The 16,851-nt window shown below is 65.3% G+C and carries 16 protein-coding genes and 1 pseudogene; 8 read left to right on the top strand and 9 right to left on the bottom strand.

Annotation, left to right across the window (positions count from 1 at the left end; genetic code table 11):
* Together I6F09_RS10300 and I6F09_RS10295 are read right to left on the bottom strand one after the other, a co-directional pair.
* A pseudogene (locus tag I6F09_RS10300) lies at positions 1-406 on the bottom strand (hypothetical protein); the annotation flags it as partial.
* A 37-nt stretch (positions 407-443) separates the two neighbouring features.
* Positions 444-1,736, bottom strand: coding sequence for an adenylosuccinate synthase (locus I6F09_RS10295; RefSeq protein WP_225187988.1), 1,293 nt, complete (start codon positions 1,734-1,736; stop codon positions 444-446).
* 423 nt (positions 1,737-2,159) lie between these two features.
* On the opposite strand from I6F09_RS10295, the gene I6F09_RS10290 reads away from it, so the two are divergent.
* Positions 2,160-3,092, top strand: coding sequence for a DMT family transporter (locus I6F09_RS10290; RefSeq protein ID WP_035998893.1), 933 nt, complete (start codon positions 2,160-2,162; stop codon positions 3,090-3,092).
* A gap of 194 nt (positions 3,093-3,286) precedes the next feature.
* On the opposite strand, the gene I6F09_RS10285 is transcribed toward I6F09_RS10290, so the two are convergent.
* Positions 3,287-3,688, bottom strand: a complete 402-nt coding sequence (locus I6F09_RS10285) for a DUF1330 domain-containing protein (RefSeq protein WP_225187987.1) — start codon at positions 3,686-3,688, stop codon at positions 3,287-3,289.
* 92 nt (positions 3,689-3,780) lie between these two features.
* On the opposite strand from I6F09_RS10285, the gene I6F09_RS10280 reads away from it, so the two are divergent.
* Positions 3,781-4,716 (top strand): DMT family transporter, encoded by a 936-nt coding sequence (locus I6F09_RS10280; RefSeq protein ID WP_036022066.1) that lies wholly within the window; start codon positions 3,781-3,783, stop codon positions 4,714-4,716.
* Positions 4,717-4,813: 97 nt separating this feature from the next.
* Positions 4,814-5,791: a tripartite tricarboxylate transporter substrate binding protein gene (locus tag I6F09_RS10275; RefSeq protein WP_035998887.1), complete on the top strand. Its 978-nt coding sequence runs from the start codon at positions 4,814-4,816 to the stop codon at positions 5,789-5,791.
* Positions 5,792-5,911: 120 nt separating this feature from the next.
* Here I6F09_RS10275 and I6F09_RS10270 read toward each other — a convergent pair whose 3' ends face one another.
* The gene (locus I6F09_RS10270; RefSeq protein WP_225187986.1) at positions 5,912-7,597 is read right to left on the bottom strand and encodes a methyl-accepting chemotaxis protein; all 1,686 of its coding nucleotides are present in this window, start codon (positions 7,595-7,597) and stop codon (positions 5,912-5,914) included.
* A gap of 253 nt (positions 7,598-7,850) precedes the next feature.
* Between I6F09_RS10270 and I6F09_RS10265 the strand changes: the two genes are divergently transcribed.
* From I6F09_RS10265 to I6F09_RS10245, 5 genes are all read left to right on the top strand, one after another.
* On the top strand, positions 7,851-8,894 hold the full coding sequence (locus I6F09_RS10265) for a C-terminal binding protein (protein WP_057028021.1): 1,044 nt from the start codon (positions 7,851-7,853) through the stop codon (positions 8,892-8,894).
* An 86-nt stretch (positions 8,895-8,980) separates the two neighbouring features.
* Positions 8,981-10,321 (top strand): extracellular solute-binding protein, encoded by a 1,341-nt coding sequence (locus I6F09_RS10260; RefSeq protein ID WP_057028022.1) that lies wholly within the window; start codon positions 8,981-8,983, stop codon positions 10,319-10,321.
* A gap of 143 nt (positions 10,322-10,464) precedes the next feature.
* Positions 10,465-11,421, top strand: a complete 957-nt coding sequence (locus I6F09_RS10255) for a sugar ABC transporter permease (protein WP_035998865.1) — start codon at positions 10,465-10,467, stop codon at positions 11,419-11,421.
* Positions 11,422-11,470: 49 nt separating this feature from the next.
* Entirely contained in the window at positions 11,471-12,313 is an 843-nt protein-coding gene (locus I6F09_RS10250) for a carbohydrate ABC transporter permease (RefSeq protein ID WP_225112986.1), read from the top strand.
* A 141-nt stretch (positions 12,314-12,454) separates the two neighbouring features.
* Positions 12,455-13,810 carry an esterase-like activity of phytase family protein gene (locus I6F09_RS10245; RefSeq protein WP_225187985.1) on the top strand — a complete coding sequence of 452 codons (1,356 nt, stop codon included), beginning with the start codon at positions 12,455-12,457 and terminating at the stop codon, positions 13,808-13,810.
* Between the two features lie 60 nt (positions 13,811-13,870).
* On the opposite strand, the gene I6F09_RS10240 is transcribed toward I6F09_RS10245, so the two are convergent.
* From I6F09_RS10240 to I6F09_RS10220, 5 genes are read right to left on the bottom strand one after another with little or no spacing between them, the layout of a single operon-like run.
* On the bottom strand, positions 13,871-14,698 hold the full coding sequence (locus tag I6F09_RS10240; RefSeq protein WP_225187984.1) for an energy transducer TonB: 828 nt from the start codon (positions 14,696-14,698) through the stop codon (positions 13,871-13,873).
* Entirely contained in the window at positions 14,698-15,138 is a 441-nt protein-coding gene (gene exbD, locus I6F09_RS10235; protein ID WP_225141223.1) for a TonB system transport protein ExbD, read from the bottom strand. Before exbD ends, I6F09_RS10240 begins: the two co-directional genes overlap by 1 nt.
* A 2-nt stretch (positions 15,139-15,140) precedes the next feature.
* A complete protein-coding gene (exbB, locus tag I6F09_RS10230) occupies positions 15,141-15,917 on the bottom strand; it encodes a tonB-system energizer ExbB (RefSeq protein ID WP_128264129.1) in 777 nt (258 codons plus the stop codon).
* Between the two features lie 23 nt (positions 15,918-15,940).
* A complete protein-coding gene (gene hutX, locus I6F09_RS10225) occupies positions 15,941-16,456 on the bottom strand; it encodes a heme utilization cystosolic carrier protein HutX (RefSeq protein WP_225187983.1) in 516 nt (171 codons plus the stop codon).
* 24 nt (positions 16,457-16,480) lie between these two features.
* Positions 16,481-16,816 carry an antibiotic biosynthesis monooxygenase gene (locus I6F09_RS10220; protein ID WP_035998838.1) on the bottom strand — a complete coding sequence of 112 codons (336 nt, stop codon included), beginning with the start codon at positions 16,814-16,816 and terminating at the stop codon, positions 16,481-16,483.
* Positions 16,817-16,851 lie beyond the last annotated feature (35 nt).

Here is a 16,851-nt window from a genome sequence, read left to right as displayed (position 1 = left end):
GCCGCGGGGCCTCGCCCTGGTCGTCGACGTTGAAGGACGGGCGGTCGGCGCGCGGCGGCGTCGGGGCCGGACGCGTGCGCGGCGGAGCCGCAGCCGGGCTCGCCTCGGTGGCACGGGTGCTGGCGCGGCGGAAGGCATCGCCACTCGAGCCGGAGCGGGCGGCGCCACCGGGACGCGAGGCCTCGCGGGCCCGCTGGGCGGCCTCCGATTCGACCTTGCGGACGGCCTCCTCCAGCGACAGCCGTTCCCGGGTGATCTCGGATTCGGAGAGCGGCGGCTGCACGCTGCGCAGCTGCGCGATCAGGGCCGTGCGCGCCCGTTCATAGAGCGCGCGACGGCTTTCGCCGGGAGCGTTGGGGTCCAGGGCGGCAATAGCGCGGGCGATCAGCGGATAGTAATCAGCCATTTCTACTCAACTATACGCGCGTCCCGGTAAGATATCGTTAAGCCTCAAACGGATTTTGCACCAGGATAGTATCTTCGCGTTCCGGGCTGGTGGAAAGCAGCGCGACCGGACATCCCACCAATTCCTCGATCCGCCGGACATATTTGATGGCCTGCGCCGGCAGGTCGGCCCAGGACCGCGCATTGGCGGTCGGCTCCTTCCAGCCCTCGATGGTCTCGTAGATCGGCTCGACCCGGGTTTGCGCGCCCTCGCCGGCCGGGAAATGGTCGATCTCCTTGCCGTCGAGCCTGTAGCCGGTGCAGACCTCGATCGAATCGAAGCCGTCGAGGATGTCGAGTTTGGTCAGCGCCAGGCCGTTGATGCCGCAGGTCCGGACCGCCTGGCGGACCAGCACGGCGTCGAACCAGCCGCAGCGGCGCGGACGGCCGGTATTGGTGCCGAACTCGCGGCCGCGCTCGCCGATCTTGCGGCCGATCTCGTTGTCCTGCTCGGTCGGGAACGGGCCCTGGCCGACGCGGGTCGTGTAGGCCTTGCACAGGCCGAGCACGTAGCCGACCGCGCCTGGCCCGAGGCCGGCGCCGGTCGCGGCCTGCGCCGCCACCGTGTTGGACGAGGTGACGTAGGGATAGGTGCCGTGGTCGACGTCGAGCAGCGCGCCTTGCGCGCCCTCGAACAACATGCGCTTGCCGGCGCGCCGCTCGATATCGAGCAGCCGCCAGACCGTCTCGGCATAGGGCAGCAGCTGCGGCGCCATCGCCATCAGCTCCTTCAGGATCACCGCGCCGTCGAATTCCGGCAGGTTGAGGCCGCGGCGCAGCGCGTTGTGGTGCGCCAGCAGGCGGTCGATCTTGTGTGGCAGCGTCTGATGATCGGCCAGATCCATCAGGCGGATGGCACGGCGGCCGACCTTGTCTTCATAGGCCGGCCCGATGCCGCGGCGGGTGGTGCCGATCGCGGTGGCGGCGCTGGCGGATTCGCGGTGCGCGTCGAGCTCGCGGTGCAGCGGCAGGATCAACGTGACGTTTTCCGCGACACGCAGGTTGTCGGGGCCGACATCGACGCCCTGCGACCTGAGCCTGGCGACCTCGTCGAGAAAGGCGGCGGGATCGAACACCACGCCGTTGCCGATCACCGAGAGCTTGCCCTCGCGCAGCACGCCGGAGGGCAGGAGCGCGAGCTTGTAGGTCTTGCCGTTGATCACCAGCGTGTGGCCGGCGTTGTGGCCGCCCTGGAAGCGGACGACGATATCCGCCTGCTCCGACAACCAGTCGACGATCTTGCCCTTCCCTTCGTCGCCCCATTGGGCGCCGACGACGACAACATTGGCCATTCGCGGGTAATCCTGTTCAATCTGTCTCTAGAAGGCATGATCCTCGCGGAAAACCGGTGCCCACTTTTCCGGGATCACGCCTGCGCCCAGCCCAATCGGCAGCCGGAGCCGCCCGCACGCAAGGCAGCCAACCGGATAAAGGAAGCAGCCCTTCTAGGCAAGCAAGAACGGGGCTTTTTCGGGGTCCAACGTCCGGTCCAAGCCCTTGATATCCGCGGAAAATCCCGGGCCCTGGCGGGCCGGCGCAGGCGGCTTCGACCAAAGCGGGAGAGGCCGCCTTCGCCGCCAGCATGGTCGCGATGCGCCCGTCGGCGTTGATGCAACCTGGTTTTCCGTGTCTTTGGACCTGCCGGGTGATCAGCCGGCCCGGACCTCGCCGGGCCGGAGGGCTCGGCGTACTCGACGCGGGGCTCAACCATCACAATGTCCGCCACCGGCCAGACCACGCCCGCGGAAACATCCGGCCACAGCTGGATCGCCAACCAGCCTTACCTGCTGCTCAGCATCACCGCGCTGTGCTGGGCCGGCAACGCCATCGTCGGTAGGCTCGCGGCCGGCCACATTCCGCCGGTGACGCTGTCGTTCCTGCGCTGGTTCTTTGCCTTCCTGCTGGTGCTGCCGTTCGCCTTCAAGCACCTCGTGCAGGACTGGCCGGCGATCCGCGGCAAGCTCGGCCTGATGGTCACGCTCTCGGTCACCGGCATCGGCGCCTTCAACACGCTGCAATATTGGGCTCTGGAGCACACCCAGGCGCTCAACACGCTGCTGCTGCAATCGGCCGCGCCGCTGCTGGTGGCGCTGTGGTCGCTGGTCATCCTCGGCATTCGTCTCACCGCCGCGCAGGCCTTCGGCGTGCTGCTGTCGATGTGCGGCGTGCTGACCATCCTGCTGCATGGCGATTTCACCACGCTGTCGAGCATCGACTTCAACAAGGGCGACCTGATCTTCCTGCTCGCGCTCCTGATCTTCGCGCTCTATTCGGTGCTGTCACTGAGGCGGCCGCCGATGCACGGCCTCTCGTTCCTCGCCTTCACCTTCGGCTGCGGCGCCGCCTGTCTCATTCCGCTGGAGATCTGGGAACTGTCCGCTCGCCCGGTGATGAAGCTCGACGGGCCGAACCTCCTGACGCTGTTCTACGTCGCCGTCTTTCCCTCGACGCTCGCCTATCTCTGCTTCAATCGCGGCGTGCGCCTGATCGGCGCCAACCGCGCCGCACCGTTCTTCCACGTCGTGCCGGTGTTCGGCTCGATCATGGCGATGGCGTTTCTGGGCGAGCACCCGCAGGCGTTCCACTTCATCGGTTTCGCATTGGTGCTGGCGGGCGTGTTCGCGGCGTCGCGAAAGCAGGCAAGTTAGGCGGCTTCATCGAAGCGCTCGCTGCACTTCCCTTCTCCCCTTGTGGGAGAAGGTGGCGCGAAGCGCCGGATGAGGGGTTGTCTCCGCGCATTCAATTGGGAGTGGACTCGCGGAGAGAGACCCCTCACCCGTCTCGCCGCTACGCGGCGAGCCACCCTCTCCCACAAGGGGAGAGGGGAAAAGTGCACGCGCTGCTACTTCGTCTTGAACTTGCTGTACGCCTCGCTCGTCGCAATGATCACGTGCTCGGCGCAGCCGTTGACGCGATGCGGATCGGCTTCGCGTTCGTAGGCTTGCGAGGTCATCATGTCGAGAAAGGCCGAGACGGACGGGTAATGGACCAGCGCGACGAAGTCCCAATCGTTGCCCGCGTGCGGACCGAGTGCGACCTCCTTGCCTTCACCGGTCCAGAGCAGCGTGCCGCCGCGCGCCTTGATCATCGGCACCGTGATCGCGCTGTAGCGCAAGTATGCGTCCCAGCCCGACCCGTCGCCATCGAGCGAGCGCGCGTGGAAGCGCATCAGGTTCAGCATCACCACCGGCGCATTCGGATCGAGCCGCTCCAGGCCCTCGATGTTCAACATATTGACCGCCAATGGCACCTCCTTAGGGCTCGGCTGCATTGTAGCATTGCGGCGCTGTGACTTGTGCCATCGCGGCAATCGGGCGCAAGTTGTATCCAACGCCCATGACGACCGCTTCGCCCGCGCCACCGGCCGCCAATCCGGCCAGCTGGCTCAACAACCAGCCTTATCTGCTGCTCAGCCTTAGCTCGCTGTTCTGGGCCGGCAACATCGTGCTCGCGCGCCATGTCGGGGCGCATGTGCCGCCGCTGACGATCACCACGATCCGCTGGTTCGGCGTGTTCCTGATCCTGTTGCCGTTCGCCTGGCCGCATCTGAAGCGCGACTGGCCTGCGTTGCGCAAGAGCATGCCCCTGATGCTGTTCCTGTCGCTGGTCGGCTTTGCCTTCAACAACGCGATCTCGTACTGGGCGCTGCAATACACCGAGGCGCTGAATGCGCTGCTGATCCAGTCGGCGGGTCCGCTGTTCGTGGCGCTGTGGTCGCTGGTGCTGTTCGGCGTGCGGCTGACCGGCGCGCAGCTCGGCGGCATCGCGATCTCGCTGCTCGGCGTGCTGATCATCATCCTGCGCGGCGACCTCGCGGCGCTGGCAAGCATCAGCTTCAACAGGGGCGACATCATGTTCGCCTCCTCGCTGGTGGCGTTCGGGCTCTACTCGGCCTTCATCCCGCGCCGGCCGAAGATCCACCAGCTCTCCTTCCTGTCCTTCACCACCTGCTGCGGCGCGACGATGCTGCTGCCGACGGCGATCTGGGAGGCGGCGAGCGGCCGCGTGCTGCAATTCGACGCGACCACGCTGGCGACACTGGGCTACATCCTGATCTTCCCCTCCACACTCGCCTATCTCTTTTTCAACCGCGGCGTGGCGCTGATCGGGCCGAACCGGGCGGCGCCGTTCTTCCATTTGGTGCCGGTGTTCGGCTCGGCGCTGGCGATCGTGCTGCTGGGCGAGAAGCTCCAGCCGTTCCACCTGATCGGTTACGCCCTGGTGCTCGCCGGGGTCGTGCTTGCATCGCGCCGGGGCTCGGCGATGACATAATTCCGCGCGACGGACGCGGTCACGACCTATAGCCATCTTCCGATTCCCCTTTGGACAAGCTAGGTTCCCCGCCAATCAAAAAGAGGGAACGACCGACATGATTTCAGGGCTGATTCGAAACCTGCGGACCGTCGCCGCGGCCGCGCTATGCCTCACGGCAGCATCCACCGCTCACGCCGACACCTATCCCAGCCGCAACATCACGCTGGTGCTGCCCTTCGCGGCCGGCAGCGGCACCGACACCACGACGCGACTGATTTCGCAGCATCTGTCGCAGGCGCTCGGCGTTCCCATCGTGATCGAGAACAAGGCAGGAGCCAACGGCATGCTTGCCGCGACCTATGTCGCGAAGGCTGCTCCCGACGGCTACACGCTGCTGGTGACGACCAACACTACGCATTCGGCCAATCCCTATCTGCTCAAGAGCCTCACTTACGATCCGGTCAAGGATTTCACCCCGATTGCCCGCACCGGCGATCTGCCCTTCATGCTGGTCATCAATCCCGAGGTGCCGGCCAAGACGGTCGGAGAGCTGGTGGCCTATGGCAAGGCCAATCCGGGCAAGCTGAGCTACGCCTCGGGCTCCTCGGCGGCGATCGTGTCGGGCGCGACCTTCGCGCACAATGCCGGGCTCGACCTGCTGCACGTGCCCTACAAGAGCTCGCCGCCGGCGCTCAACGACGTCATGGGCGGCCGCGTGTCGATGATGTTCGTCGACATCCTGACCGGCCTGCCCCATGTCAACGGCAACGCGCTGCGCGCGCTCGCCGTCACCACCAAGAACCGCACGCCGCTGGTGCCACACCTGCCCTCGATGCAGGAGGCCGGCGTGCCGGACTTCGACATCACGTCCTGGCAGGGCTATTTCGGCCCGGCCGGCATGCCGAAGGAGATCGTGACCCGGCTCAACACCGAGATCCGCAAGATCATCGAGAACCCGGAGATCAAGGCCAAGCTCGCCACGCTCGGCATGGACGCTTTTTCCGGCACGCCGGAGCAGCTCGGCACCTTCGTGAACGAGCAGCTGGTGCTGTGGGAGAAGCTGATCGCCAACGCGAAGATCGAGAAGCAGTAGTACGGTCTCGTAGGGTGGGCAAAGCGCAGCGTGCCCACGAAGAGTCGCACCGTACTCAAAAAGAAAAGGTGGGCACGACGCTTCGCGTCTTTGCCCACTCTACGAATTCAGCGCAAGAATTTACGCCGCGCGGACCTTGGCGAGGAAGCCATCGACGGCATCGCGCAGCGCGCCGGACTGGGTGTCCAGCTCGCGGGCGTTGGTGAGCACATCGCTGGCCGCGCTGCCGGTCGCTTCGGCGGCCGAGGTGACGCTGCCGATATGGGCGTTGATTTCACTCGAGCCGGCCGCGACCGACTGGATGTTGCGGGCGATCTCCCGCGTCGCCTCGCCCTGCTGCTCGATCGATGCGGAAATGCCGGCGGTGATCTCGCTCATCTCGGCGATCGTCTGGGTGATGCCGGAGATGGCCGACACCGCGTCGCTGGTCGAGGTCTGCATCGCCGCGACCTGGGCGGAGATCTCCTCGGTCGCCTTCGCGGTCTGGTTGGCGAGCGCCTTGACCTCGGAGGCGACGACGGCGAAGCCGCGGCCGGACTCGCCGGCACGCGCCGCCTCGATGGTGGCGTTGAGCGCGAGCAGGTTGGTCTGCGCCGCGATCGAGTGAATGAGCTTGACCACCTCGCCGATCTTCTCGGCACCGGTGGAGAGTTCCTGCACCGTGGCGTTGGTGCGCTCGGCATCGCTGACGGCACGGCTCGCAACTTCAGTCGAGCGCGTCACCTGGCGGGAGATTTCCGCAACCGAGCTCGACAGCTCTTCGGCGGCGGCCGCAACGGTGCCAACATTGCCGGACGCCTTCTGCGAGGCGGCACCGACGGTCGCCGCGCGCGAGGAGGCATCGCTGGCGGTCGCGGTCATCGATTGCGCCGTGGTCTGCATGCCGGCTGCGGCCGAGGAGACCGAGCGGACGATGCCGTTGACGCTGCGCTCGAAATCGTTGGCGATCTCCTCCATGGCGCTGCGGCGATCCGCCGCGGCGCGTTCCTTGGCGTCCGCGTCGGTCTTCTCGAGGTCGCGGATGCGGACCGCGTTGTCCTTGAAGATCTGCACGGTTGAAGCCATCGCGCCGACCTCGTCACCGCGACCGACGCCGGGGATGTCGCCTTCGAGCTTGCCGTCGGCCAGCTCCCGCATCCGGGTGCCGAGCAGCCCGAGCGGAACACTGATGCTGCGGCCGATCATCCAGGCGACGCTGCCGGCAACGATGACGATGCCTAGCACAGCCAGGCCGAGCAGCCAGTAGACCGGACCCATCTTGGCGTCGATGTCATCCAGATAGGCGCCGGTGCCGAGATACATATCGAAGCCGGGGACCGCGACGGCGTAACCGATCTTGCGGATCGGCGTTTCCTGGCCGGGCTTCATATATTCATAGTGAAGCAGGATCTCGCCGTTGGCCTTGACGCCGTTCATCAATTCCAGCGACAGCTTGCGGCCGTTGGTCACGACGTCCATTCGGTTGGTGCCGATCACCTTCGGATCGGGCGCAAGCTGGGTGAGACCGTCATAGGACGTGCCGAACAGGTAGCCGGCACCCTTGTCATAGGTCATCGCGTTGCCGTAGCGGCGAAGCTCGGCCATCGCGGCGTCCTTCGTCATCTCGCCGGCATCGACGCGCTTCTTCAACGCGGCGGCATAGTTGCGCGCCAGCTCGACGATCGCCTTGGCCTGGTCGATGCGCGCATTTACCATCTCGCGCTTCATCAGATAGCCGGCGAGAACTCCGGAGATGCAGAGGCCAAACAGCGTGACGCCAACGAGAATGCCAAGCTTCGGGGCGATCTTCAGATTGCTCAACTTCACAGGTTAGCTCCGGCAATGATGGGGTACAGGCGCACGACGAGATCGATCAAATTCGAATCAAGTCTTAGTGGCGGAGCCCTTAGCGAGTTACTTACGCACCTCCGTAGAAGCCCGGGGCTTGCACGGAAAAGCGGAAATATACCTCGCCCGCAACAACCGTGAATTGTACGCACTCGCCCGGATTTCGCGTAAAAGACGCAAAGGCCCGCCCGTCGAGGCGGGGCGCAACAAGAAACCAAATCGGGAGCAGATAATGCCGAAATACAGGGTGGTGACGCCGAAGGGTGCGAGCTTCACCGTCGCGGGCAGCGATTATTCCTATGAGCGCGAGGCGCTCGATCCGATCGATGCCGAGATCGTCGAGGCGCCCGCCGACGAGGCCGGGTTCATCGCCGCCGCGAAGAACGCCGACGCGATCTACGCCAAGGGCATCCCGATCACCAAGTCGATCATCGACGCGCTCGAGAGCTGCAAGGTGATCACGCTCGGCTCGGTCGGCGTCGACAGTGTCGACGTCAAGGCCGCCACGGCCCGCGGCATTCCGGTCACCAACATTCCCGACACCTTCATCGAGGAGGTCGCCGACCACGCCATGATGCTGCTGCTCGCCGGCTTCCGCCGCCTGGTCGAGCAGGACCGCATGGTGCGCGACGGCCGCTGGGCCGAGGGCCGGCCGGCGCTGCTGAAAATCCCGAGGCTGATGGGCCAGACGCTCGGCTTCATCTCGTTCGGCCGGGTTGCGCGTGCGGTCGCGAGACGCGCCGCGCCTTTCGGCCTGCGCATGATGGCCTACGATCCCTTCATCCAGGAAACGCTGATGTACGAACACGGCGTGATCCCGGCGACGCTGAACGAGGTGCTGTCGCAATCCGACTTCGTCTCGATGCATGCCCCGGCGCGGCCCGAGGTGCACCACATGCTGACTGAGAAGCACTTCCGACAGATGAAGAAAGGCTCGATCTTCATCAACACCGGCCGCGGTGCCACCGTGGACGAGGAGAGCCTGATCAAGGCGCTGCAGGAGGGCTGGATCGCGCACGCCGCTCTCGACGTGCTGGAGAAGGAGCCGCCCTCGCACAACAATCCCCTGCTCGGCATGGAGAACGTGACCCTGACCGCCCATGTCGCCTCGGCCTCGGCACGGTTCGATGAGGCGCGCAAGCGCCGGGTGGGCTACGAATTGTCACTGGTGCTCCAGGGCATGTGGCCGGTAAGCTGCGTCAATCCGTCGGTGCTGCAGAACACCGCGCTCCGCCGCTGGCAGCCCGTCAGCATGGACCGCGGGCCGAACAGCTAGGCGGGCGGCGCAGCAAGCGCCCACGACCGAAACGGCCCTTCACCGGCGATCAACGCCGGGAAGGGAGACATCATAGGGAGGTACTGATGAGGAACGACATCACACGTCGTGATGCCTTGGCGCTGGGCCTGTCCGCTGCAACGCTCGCGGCCACCGGTGCTGCAGCGCAAACATCCGCTATCAAGGCTGCCGACGTCCCGGCACCCAAGCGCGAGATCGAAAAGGGCGCGTCCTTGCGCATGCTGCGCCCGGTGCGCTTCGTCCAGGCGGACGAGGACGTGTTCCGCGCCAATGCGGCAAAGTTCACCAAGGACACCGGGGTCGAGGTCAAGGTCGACTTCGTCGGCTGGGAGGACATCAACCAGCAGACCGCGGTGACCTCGAATTCCGGCGCCGGCCCCGATATCATCATCGGCTTCTCCGACGCGCCTCACATCTACATCGACAAGCTGATCGAGCTCACCGACGTCGCCGACTATCTCGGCAAGAAGTACGGCGGCTGGCTGCCGCTGGCGCAACGCTACGGCAAGAAGAACAAGAGCGAGTCCTGGATCGGACTGCCGTTCGGCGCCACCGCAGGTCCCCTGATCTACCGCAAGTCGGTCCTGCAATCGGTCGGCTTCGACAAGGTTCCGGAAGATCATGCCGGCGTGCTCGACCTCTGCCGCAAGCTGCAAAAGGCCGGCAAGCCGGCCGGCTTCGCACTCGGCAACGCCAAGGGCGACGGCAACGGCTTCGCCAACTGGGCGCTGTGGTCGCACAACGCCTCGCTGCTCGACGAGGAGGGCAACGTCACCATCAACAGCAAGGAGACGATCGCCGCACTCAACTGGGTCAAGGAGCTGTATCCGACCTTCATCGCCGGCACGCCGTCCTGGAACGACGTCAGCAACAACCGCGCCTATTCCTCTCAGGAGATCGCGCTGACGGCCAACGGCGTCTCACTGTACTTCTCGCTGAAGAACGATCCGGCCACCAAGGCCATCGCCGAGGACAGCGAGCATCAGCTGCTGCCCAAGGGCCTCGCCAAGGTCTCGCCGATGGCGGGCCTGACATTGAACGCCATGGTGTTCAAGCACAGCCCGTACCCCAATGCCGCCAAGGCCTTCCTGCAGTACATGCTGGAGAAGGACCAATACGAGCCGTGGCTCAATGCCAATTCCGGCTACTGGTCGCAGCCGCTGGCCGCCTATGCCGAGGCTGCCGTGTGGTCGCAGGATCCGAAGGTGAGCCTGTTCAAGAACACGATGAACAGCACTTACTATGACGGCTACAAGGGGCCGATCTCGACGGCCACCGGCGCAGTCAGCGCCGATTACGTGCTGATTCAGATGTGCGCCTCCGTCGCCACCGGAGCCGCCACGCCGGAAGCCGCGGCTGCGGAAGCCGAGCAGCGCTGCAAACGCTACTTCCGGCGGCAGCGGTAGAGCGCGACGACGACAGAGCCGCCGTCATTGCGAGGAGCACTTGCGATGAAGCAATCCAGACGATCACTGCGGAGACAGACTGGATTGCTTCGCTTCGCTCGCAATGACGGTGTCGTGACACTTCAGACGGGACAAACCAATCTATGTCCGTGACCACCCTTTCCTCCCACGCACTGGCGCAACGGCAGCCGAACTGGATCGTGCGCCTGTTCGACTACAAGCCGTTCCTGATCGTGATGTGCCTCGCGCCCGCGCTCGGGCTGCTCACGGTATTCCTGACCTACCCGCTCGGCCTCGGCGTCTGGCTCGCCTTCACCGACACCACGATCGGCCGTCGCGGCATCTATGTCGGGATCGAGAATTTCCAGTACCTGCTCACGGACCCCTTGTGGTGGAACGCGGTGTTCTACAGCGTGTTCTACACGGCCGTGGCGACCTTCGGAAAATTCGCGCTCGGCTTCTGGCTCGCGCTGCTGCTCAACAACCATTTCCCGTTCAAGAGCCTGCTGCGCGCCATCGTGCTGCTGCCCTGGATCGTCCCGACGGTGCTGTCGGCGCTGGCATTCTGGTGGATCTACGATCCGCAGTTCTCGATCATCTCGTACCTCTTGGTCGACGTTCTGCATTGGCGCGACAGCAATATCGACTTCCTCGGCTCGCCCTGGCCGGCGCGCTTCTCGCTGATCGCCGCCAACATCTGGCGCGGCATTCCCTTCGTCGCGATTTCGCTGCTGGCCGGCTTGCAGACCATCTCGCCCTCGCTCTACGAGGCCGCGATGCTGGACGGCGCCAGCGCCTGGCAGCGCTTCCGCTACATCACCTTCCCGATGATGCTGCCGATCCTCGCCATCGTCATGACCTTCTCGATCATCTTCACCTTCACCGACTTCCAGCTGGTCTACGCCATTACCCGCGGCGGTCCGGTGAACTCGACCCACCTCTTGGCGACGCTGGCGTTCCAGCGCGGCATCGCCGGCGGCGAGCTCGGCGAAGGCGCGGCGATCGCGGTGTCGATGATCCCGTTCCTGGTGTTCGCGACGCTGTTCTCCTATTTCGGCCTGGCACGCCGCAAATGGCAGCAGGGAGAGGCCAATGACTGAAACCGTCGCGCAATCGACCGTCGCGGACGCAAAAGCGCCGCCCGACACCATGGCCTGGGATTCCGGGCTGCGGCGGCTGATGATGATCTACCTGCCGCTCGGCTGCTTCGTTCTGATCCTGCTGTTTCCGTTCTATTGGATGGCGATCACCTCGTTCAAGCCGAACGCGGAGCTGATGAACTACCGGGACAACAACCCGTTCTGGATCTCCTCGCCGACCCTGGCGCACATCAAGCATCTGTTGTTCAACACCGCCTATCCGCAATGGCTGAAGACGACGATGCTGGTCGCGATCGGCTCGACCACGCTGTCGCTGATCGCGTCGACGCTGGCGGCCTACGCGATCGAGCGCCTGCGCTTCCGCGGCAGCCCCTATGTCGGCCTCGGCATCTATCTCGCCTATCTGGTGCCGCCGTCGATCCTGTTCATTCCGCTCGCGACAGTCGTCGTGCAGTTCGGCCTGTTCGACTCGCCGCTGGCCCTGATCCTGGTCTATCCGACCTTCCTGGTGCCGTTCTGCACCTGGCTCCTGATCGGCTATTTCAAGTCGATTCCTTACGAGCTCGAGGAATGCGCGCTGGTCGATGGCGCCACGCGGCTGCAGATCCTGCGCCGGATCACGCTGCCGCTCGCGGTGCCCGGGCTGATCTCGGCCGGCATCTTCTCCTTCACGCTGTCCTGGAACGAGTTCATCTACGCGCTCGCCTTCATCCAGAGCGGCGCCAACAAGACGGTGCCGGTCGCGATCCTGACCGAGCTCGTCACCGGCGACGTCTATCAATGGGGTGCGCTGATGGCGGGATCGCTGCTCGGCTCGCTCCCGGTCGCGATCTTCTACTCGCTGTTCGTGGATTACTACGTCTCTTCGCTGACGGGTGCGGTGAAGGAGTAGCCCCGCTCTCTCGTCCCCCTCTCCCCGTTCTCACGGTCTGCAGGCGGGGAGAGGCGAAGAGCGCTGCGGCCTTTGGCCCGGCTTCACAATACTGCAACATGCGATCCGCATAAGCGTTGCGTCCGCCAACAGGAGACGCACATGCGCGCGACTTTTCTTTGCACCGTCGCCACGATCATCCTCACCGCGAGCACAGCGCTCGCGCAGAGCGAGGGCGAATTCCCCGCCAAGCTCGCCGGCCACGCGGTGATGCCCGCCGAAACCTTCATCGAGGCGCCGGCTGATGCCCCCGCCGATCTCAAGGCGGCGGGCAAATATACCACCGGCAAGCGGGTCGACGCGCTCGGCACCGTGATGGGCAAGTCCTTCGAGCGTCCGACCGGCGTGTCGCTGCCGTTCAAGGGCCAGCCGCTGCAGGGCCATTCCGGCATCAAGACCCTGCCCGACGGCGCGTTCTGGGTCCTCACCGACAACGGCATGGGCGCGCGCGCCAACTCGCCGGATTCGATGCTGTACCTCAACCGCTACAAGATGGACTGGGCCAGCAGCAAGATGGAGCGGCTGGAGACCATCTTCCTGCACGACCCCGACAGACGCGTCCCCTTCCGCATCGTGCACGAGGACACCCAGAAGCGCTATCTCACCGGCTCCGATTTCGACACCGAAGGTTTCCAGATCGTCGGCGACACCTTCTGGATCGGCGACGAGTTCGGCCCCTATGTCCTGAAGGCGGACAAGTCAGGCAAAATCCTCGGCGTGTTCGATACGGTCGCCGACGGCAAGCCGGTGCGCTCGCCCGACAATTGGGCGGTGGGGACGCCGGCCGCGCCGGGCGCGACCTACACCAATGTCAATCTCCGCCGCTCCAAGGGCTATGAGGGCTTCGCCGCGTCCAAGGACGGCAAGTTCCTCTACGGCCTGCTCGAGGGACCGCTGTGGGACGCGGAGAAGAAGGAGTGGGAGAAGGTCGACGGCAAGGAAGCCGCCCGCATCCTCGAATTCGACGTCGCCGCCGAGAAATTCACCGGCCGGTACTGGCACTATGTGTTCGAGCAGAACGGCAACGCCATCGGCGACTTCAACATGATCGACCAGGCCTCCGGCCTCGTCATCGAGCGCGACAATGGCGAGGGCACCGCCGACAAGGCCTGCCCGCAAGGCCAGCGCGGCGAGAACTGCTTCCCCGACCTCGCCAAGTTCAAGCGCGTCTACAAGATCGAGCTGACCGACGCCAATGTCGGCAAGCCCGTGCGCAAGATCGGCTATATCGACCTGATGAAGATCAGGGATCCCGACAAGAAGGCGCGGAAGCCGCTCAACGACGGCGTCTACACCTTCCCGTTCTTCACCATCGAGAACGTCGATCGCGTCGACGACACCCACATCATCGTCGGCAACGACAACAACCTGCCGTTCTCCTCCAGTCGCGATCCCAACAAGGCCGACGACAACGAGTTCGTGCTGCTCGAGGTCGCGGATTTCCTGAAGGCGAAGTGAGGCGAGGCTCGCTCTCTCTCCCTCCCGCTTTTCCGCGGGAGGGAGAGTCATTGCCCATGGCTACTTCCCGAAAATCACCGGGACGTTGATGGGTATGGTTGCATAAGTGATCTCGGCCGGCACCGGCGGGAATGGTTGGGCCTGGCGCACCATGGCCATCGCCTGGGCATCGAGCGCTGCGACGCCCGAGGAGCCGCCGAGGCGGCTGGACAATACCTGACCGTTACGGCCGAGCGTGAAGCTCACCTTGACCACGCCCCTCTGGCCATTCGCGCTCGTCGGATACTGGTGGAAGCGCATGAGATGCGCGCGGACGCGCTGATAATAGGTCGCCATCGCAGACGCGAGCGAGCCGGCATTGACGGCAGAGGCCAGCGGAGCCTGCCGCTCCGCGCGCGGCGGTGCGCTGGTGCGCGGCGCCGGAAGGGCATCCGACGGCTTCCGGGCGTCGAGGCGGACCGCCTTGGGCTTCGCCGGGGCGGGCTTCTCCACGGGTGTAACTTTCGCAGACTCGGGCTCCGACGGGCTCGGCTTGAGGCTCTGTTCCGGTGGAGCCACCACATCCGGCTGCTCCTGCGGCGGTGTCGGCGGGATCATTTCCTCGACAGCCTGCTGCTGCACCGGCTCGGGCGGTGACGCATCCGCCTGCTGCATCATCGGTCCCGGCGCGATGTCCAGCGGCGTTGACTGCGGTGCCGACGTCTCCGGCGTCATGTCGATCAGGATGGCCGGCATGTTGACGCCCTCGTCCGGCACCTGCTTCAGCCAGTTCATCGCAAGCAGCGCGGCGCCGAGATGCAGCCCCACGATCATCGCCGCCGAGGCGCCCCAGCGCGCGCCCTCCCGCTCGTCAAGCGGCTGATGCAAGGCAAAGGCGTTCGCTGCCATCAGCTGCGTCCGTCGAGCCCGACGAGGGCGACCTTGAGATAGCCGGCGTTGCGCAGGGTGTTCATCACCTCCATCAGGTCGCCATAGGAGACGGCCTTGTCGGCGCGCAGATAGATGCGCTCGTCCTTGCGGCCCTTGGTGGCGGCATCGAGTGAGGTGCTGAGCCCGTCGCGAGCGACGATATCCTCACCCACGGCGATCGAAAGGTCCGGCTTGACGGTGACGAAGACCGGCTTGTCGGGCCGCGGTGCCGGCTCGGCGGCGGTCGCCGGGAGATCGATGCCGATGTCGACGGTGGCGAGCGGTGCGGCCACCATGAAGATGATCAGTAGCACCAGCATCACGTCGATGAACGGCGTGACGTTGATCTCGTGGGTGACGTCGAAATCGCTCGTCTCGCCGCGCGAGCCGAGCTTCGATGTTCCGAGCTTGACGGCCATGGCTACTCCGCTGCCCGCGCCAGACGGAAATGGCCGTGGTCGCGCTGGCGGCTCACCAGCAGCATGAGCTGCGCCGAGGCGTCGCCGAGCAAAGCGCGGTAATTGGCAATGCCGCGGACGAGGTGATTGTAGATCACCACCGCCGGAATCGCGGCGACGAGACCGAGCGCGGTCGCGAGCAACGCTTCGGCAATGCCGGGCGCGACCACCGCCAGACTGGTGGTGTGGCTCTCGGAGATGCCGATGAAGGAATTCATGATGCCCCAGACGGTGCCGAACAGACCGACGAACGGCGCGATGGCGCCGATGGTCGCGAGCACGCCGGTGCCGCGCGCGATCTGCCTGGACATCGCCGCCTCGACCCGCTCCAGCCGCAACGCGACGCGCTCCTGCAGGCCGTCGTCGAGAATGCCGCCGGAGAGCTCGGCCTCCCTGGCGCAGGACTGAATCAGCTGCGCGACTGCGTCGCGGGCGTCGCCGGTCCGCGCGGATGCCTCGGCCAGCGTCATGTTGCCTTCGAGGGTGCGCGTCCGCTGCAAGGCGAGCGAGCCCTTGCGACGCAGCTCGATGGTCTTGGCGAGCCAGACCGTCCATGTCGCCAGCGAGGCAACGGCAAGCCCGACCATCACGACCTTCACGACGATGTCGGCACCGAGGAACATGCCCCAGGGCGACAGATTGCGCGGCAACAGCGCCGCGTCGATCGCAAAGGCCGGCGCCGGCACGAGCGCCAGTGCGATTGTGAGGATCACGTGCCCTAGCGTGGAATTGCTCTGCATCCTGATCTCCCGACAAATGGAAGTCACGCCGAAAGCTTCGCCGCGATCCGGTCCGCGAGCCGCCGGAACCGCGCCAGCTGATCCGCCCGCAGCGCCCTCGTCTCGTCGCGGCCGACGAAGACCTTGAACATGATGCCGCCGTCGGCGTTCACGAAGGCGACGAAGGCCGAGGACTTGCCCATGAAGGGCCGCTCGACGAAGGCAATTCCCGCGCAGCGCTCGTGGCGGAGATGGCCGTGCAGGCCCTTTGGCTGCATCAGGTTAAAATAGCCGCGGCCGATCTCGCCCGCGGGAATGGTCCCGGTGAACTCGAAGATCGCATCATCGGTGTGGACGATCAGCGTGACCTCGCCCCATTCCGCGATGTCCTGCATGGCGGCGGCAAAATGTTCGCCGCTCCCGATGCGCACCATTGACGGCGGCAACGCCTCGATCACCGCGCGCGGCGTGGCGCTGCGCTCGCGCGCGACGTCCTCGATCACGGCACCCGGATTGTCCGCCATATGCGCCTTGAGTTCGGCAAGATCGGTGCTCAGCATATCTGGCTCCTCAACCCCGGCGCCTCAAGCGGCCGCGCTCGCCTTGCGCTCGGTCATGATGACCTCGAAACCTTCGAACTTGGGGTGACCGAGATAGAGGCTCTCGCCGGTCTTGTTGTCGGCGCGCGCATGAGCGCGGCGGAATTCCTCCGAGCGCGTCCAGGCCTCGAAAGCCGCTTTGTCGACCCACACGGTATGCGAGGAATACAGCGTGTGGTCCTCGGCGACCGGCCCCTTGAGCAGATGGAATTCGACGAACCCCGCCATGCTGCCGAGATAGGACTCACGGGTCCGCCAGACGGTTTCGAACGCGGCTTCCGAGCCGGGCTTCACCTGGAAGCGATTCATGGCGATGAACATTCGACTTTTCTCCTGTGACTTGTAGATCGGCAATT

Origin of the sequence: Bradyrhizobium sp. IC3195, from assembly GCF_020193585.1 — a bacterium.
Taxonomy (GTDB): Bacteria; Pseudomonadota; Alphaproteobacteria; order Rhizobiales; family Xanthobacteraceae; genus Bradyrhizobium; species Bradyrhizobium yuanmingense.
The sequence above is the reverse complement of the archived record's forward strand: the minus strand, read 5'-3'. Positions and strand labels throughout refer to the sequence as shown.

What these genes read in the sequence shown, in the direction of transcription:
- I6F09_RS10275 (WP_035998887.1), top strand. Translation starts at nt 4,814, where the DNA reads ATGATTTCAGGGCTGATTCGAAACCTGCGGACCGTCGCCGCGGCCGCG.
- I6F09_RS10260 (WP_057028022.1), top strand. Translation starts at nt 8,981, where the DNA reads ATGAGGAACGACATCACACGTCGTGATGCCTTGGCGCTGGGCCTGTCC.
- I6F09_RS10255 (WP_035998865.1), top strand. Translation starts at nt 10,465, where the DNA reads ATGTCCGTGACCACCCTTTCCTCCCACGCACTGGCGCAACGGCAGCCG.
- exbD (WP_225141223.1), bottom strand. Translation starts at nt 15,138, where the DNA reads ATGGCCGTCAAGCTCGGAACATCGAAGCTCGGCTCGCGCGGCGAGACG.
- I6F09_RS10295 (WP_225187988.1), bottom strand. Translation starts at nt 1,736, where the DNA reads ATGGCCAATGTTGTCGTCGTCGGCGCCCAATGGGGCGACGAAGGGAAG.
- I6F09_RS10240 (WP_225187984.1), bottom strand. Translation starts at nt 14,698, where the DNA reads ATGGCAGCGAACGCCTTTGCCTTGCATCAGCCGCTTGACGAGCGGGAG.
- I6F09_RS10290 (WP_035998893.1), top strand. Translation starts at nt 2,160, where the DNA reads ATGTCCGCCACCGGCCAGACCACGCCCGCGGAAACATCCGGCCACAGC.
- I6F09_RS10250 (WP_225112986.1), top strand. Translation starts at nt 11,471, where the DNA reads ATGGCCTGGGATTCCGGGCTGCGGCGGCTGATGATGATCTACCTGCCG.
- hutX (WP_225187983.1), bottom strand. Translation starts at nt 16,456, where the DNA reads ATGCTGAGCACCGATCTTGCCGAACTCAAGGCGCATATGGCGGACAAT.
- exbB (WP_128264129.1), bottom strand. Translation starts at nt 15,917, where the DNA reads ATGCAGAGCAATTCCACGCTAGGGCACGTGATCCTCACAATCGCACTG.
- I6F09_RS10280 (WP_036022066.1), top strand. Translation starts at nt 3,781, where the DNA reads ATGACGACCGCTTCGCCCGCGCCACCGGCCGCCAATCCGGCCAGCTGG.
- I6F09_RS10220 (WP_035998838.1), bottom strand. Translation starts at nt 16,816, where the DNA reads ATGTTCATCGCCATGAATCGCTTCCAGGTGAAGCCCGGCTCGGAAGCC.
- I6F09_RS10265 (WP_057028021.1), top strand. Translation starts at nt 7,851, where the DNA reads ATGCCGAAATACAGGGTGGTGACGCCGAAGGGTGCGAGCTTCACCGTC.
- I6F09_RS10245 (WP_225187985.1), top strand. Translation starts at nt 12,455, where the DNA reads ATGCGCGCGACTTTTCTTTGCACCGTCGCCACGATCATCCTCACCGCG.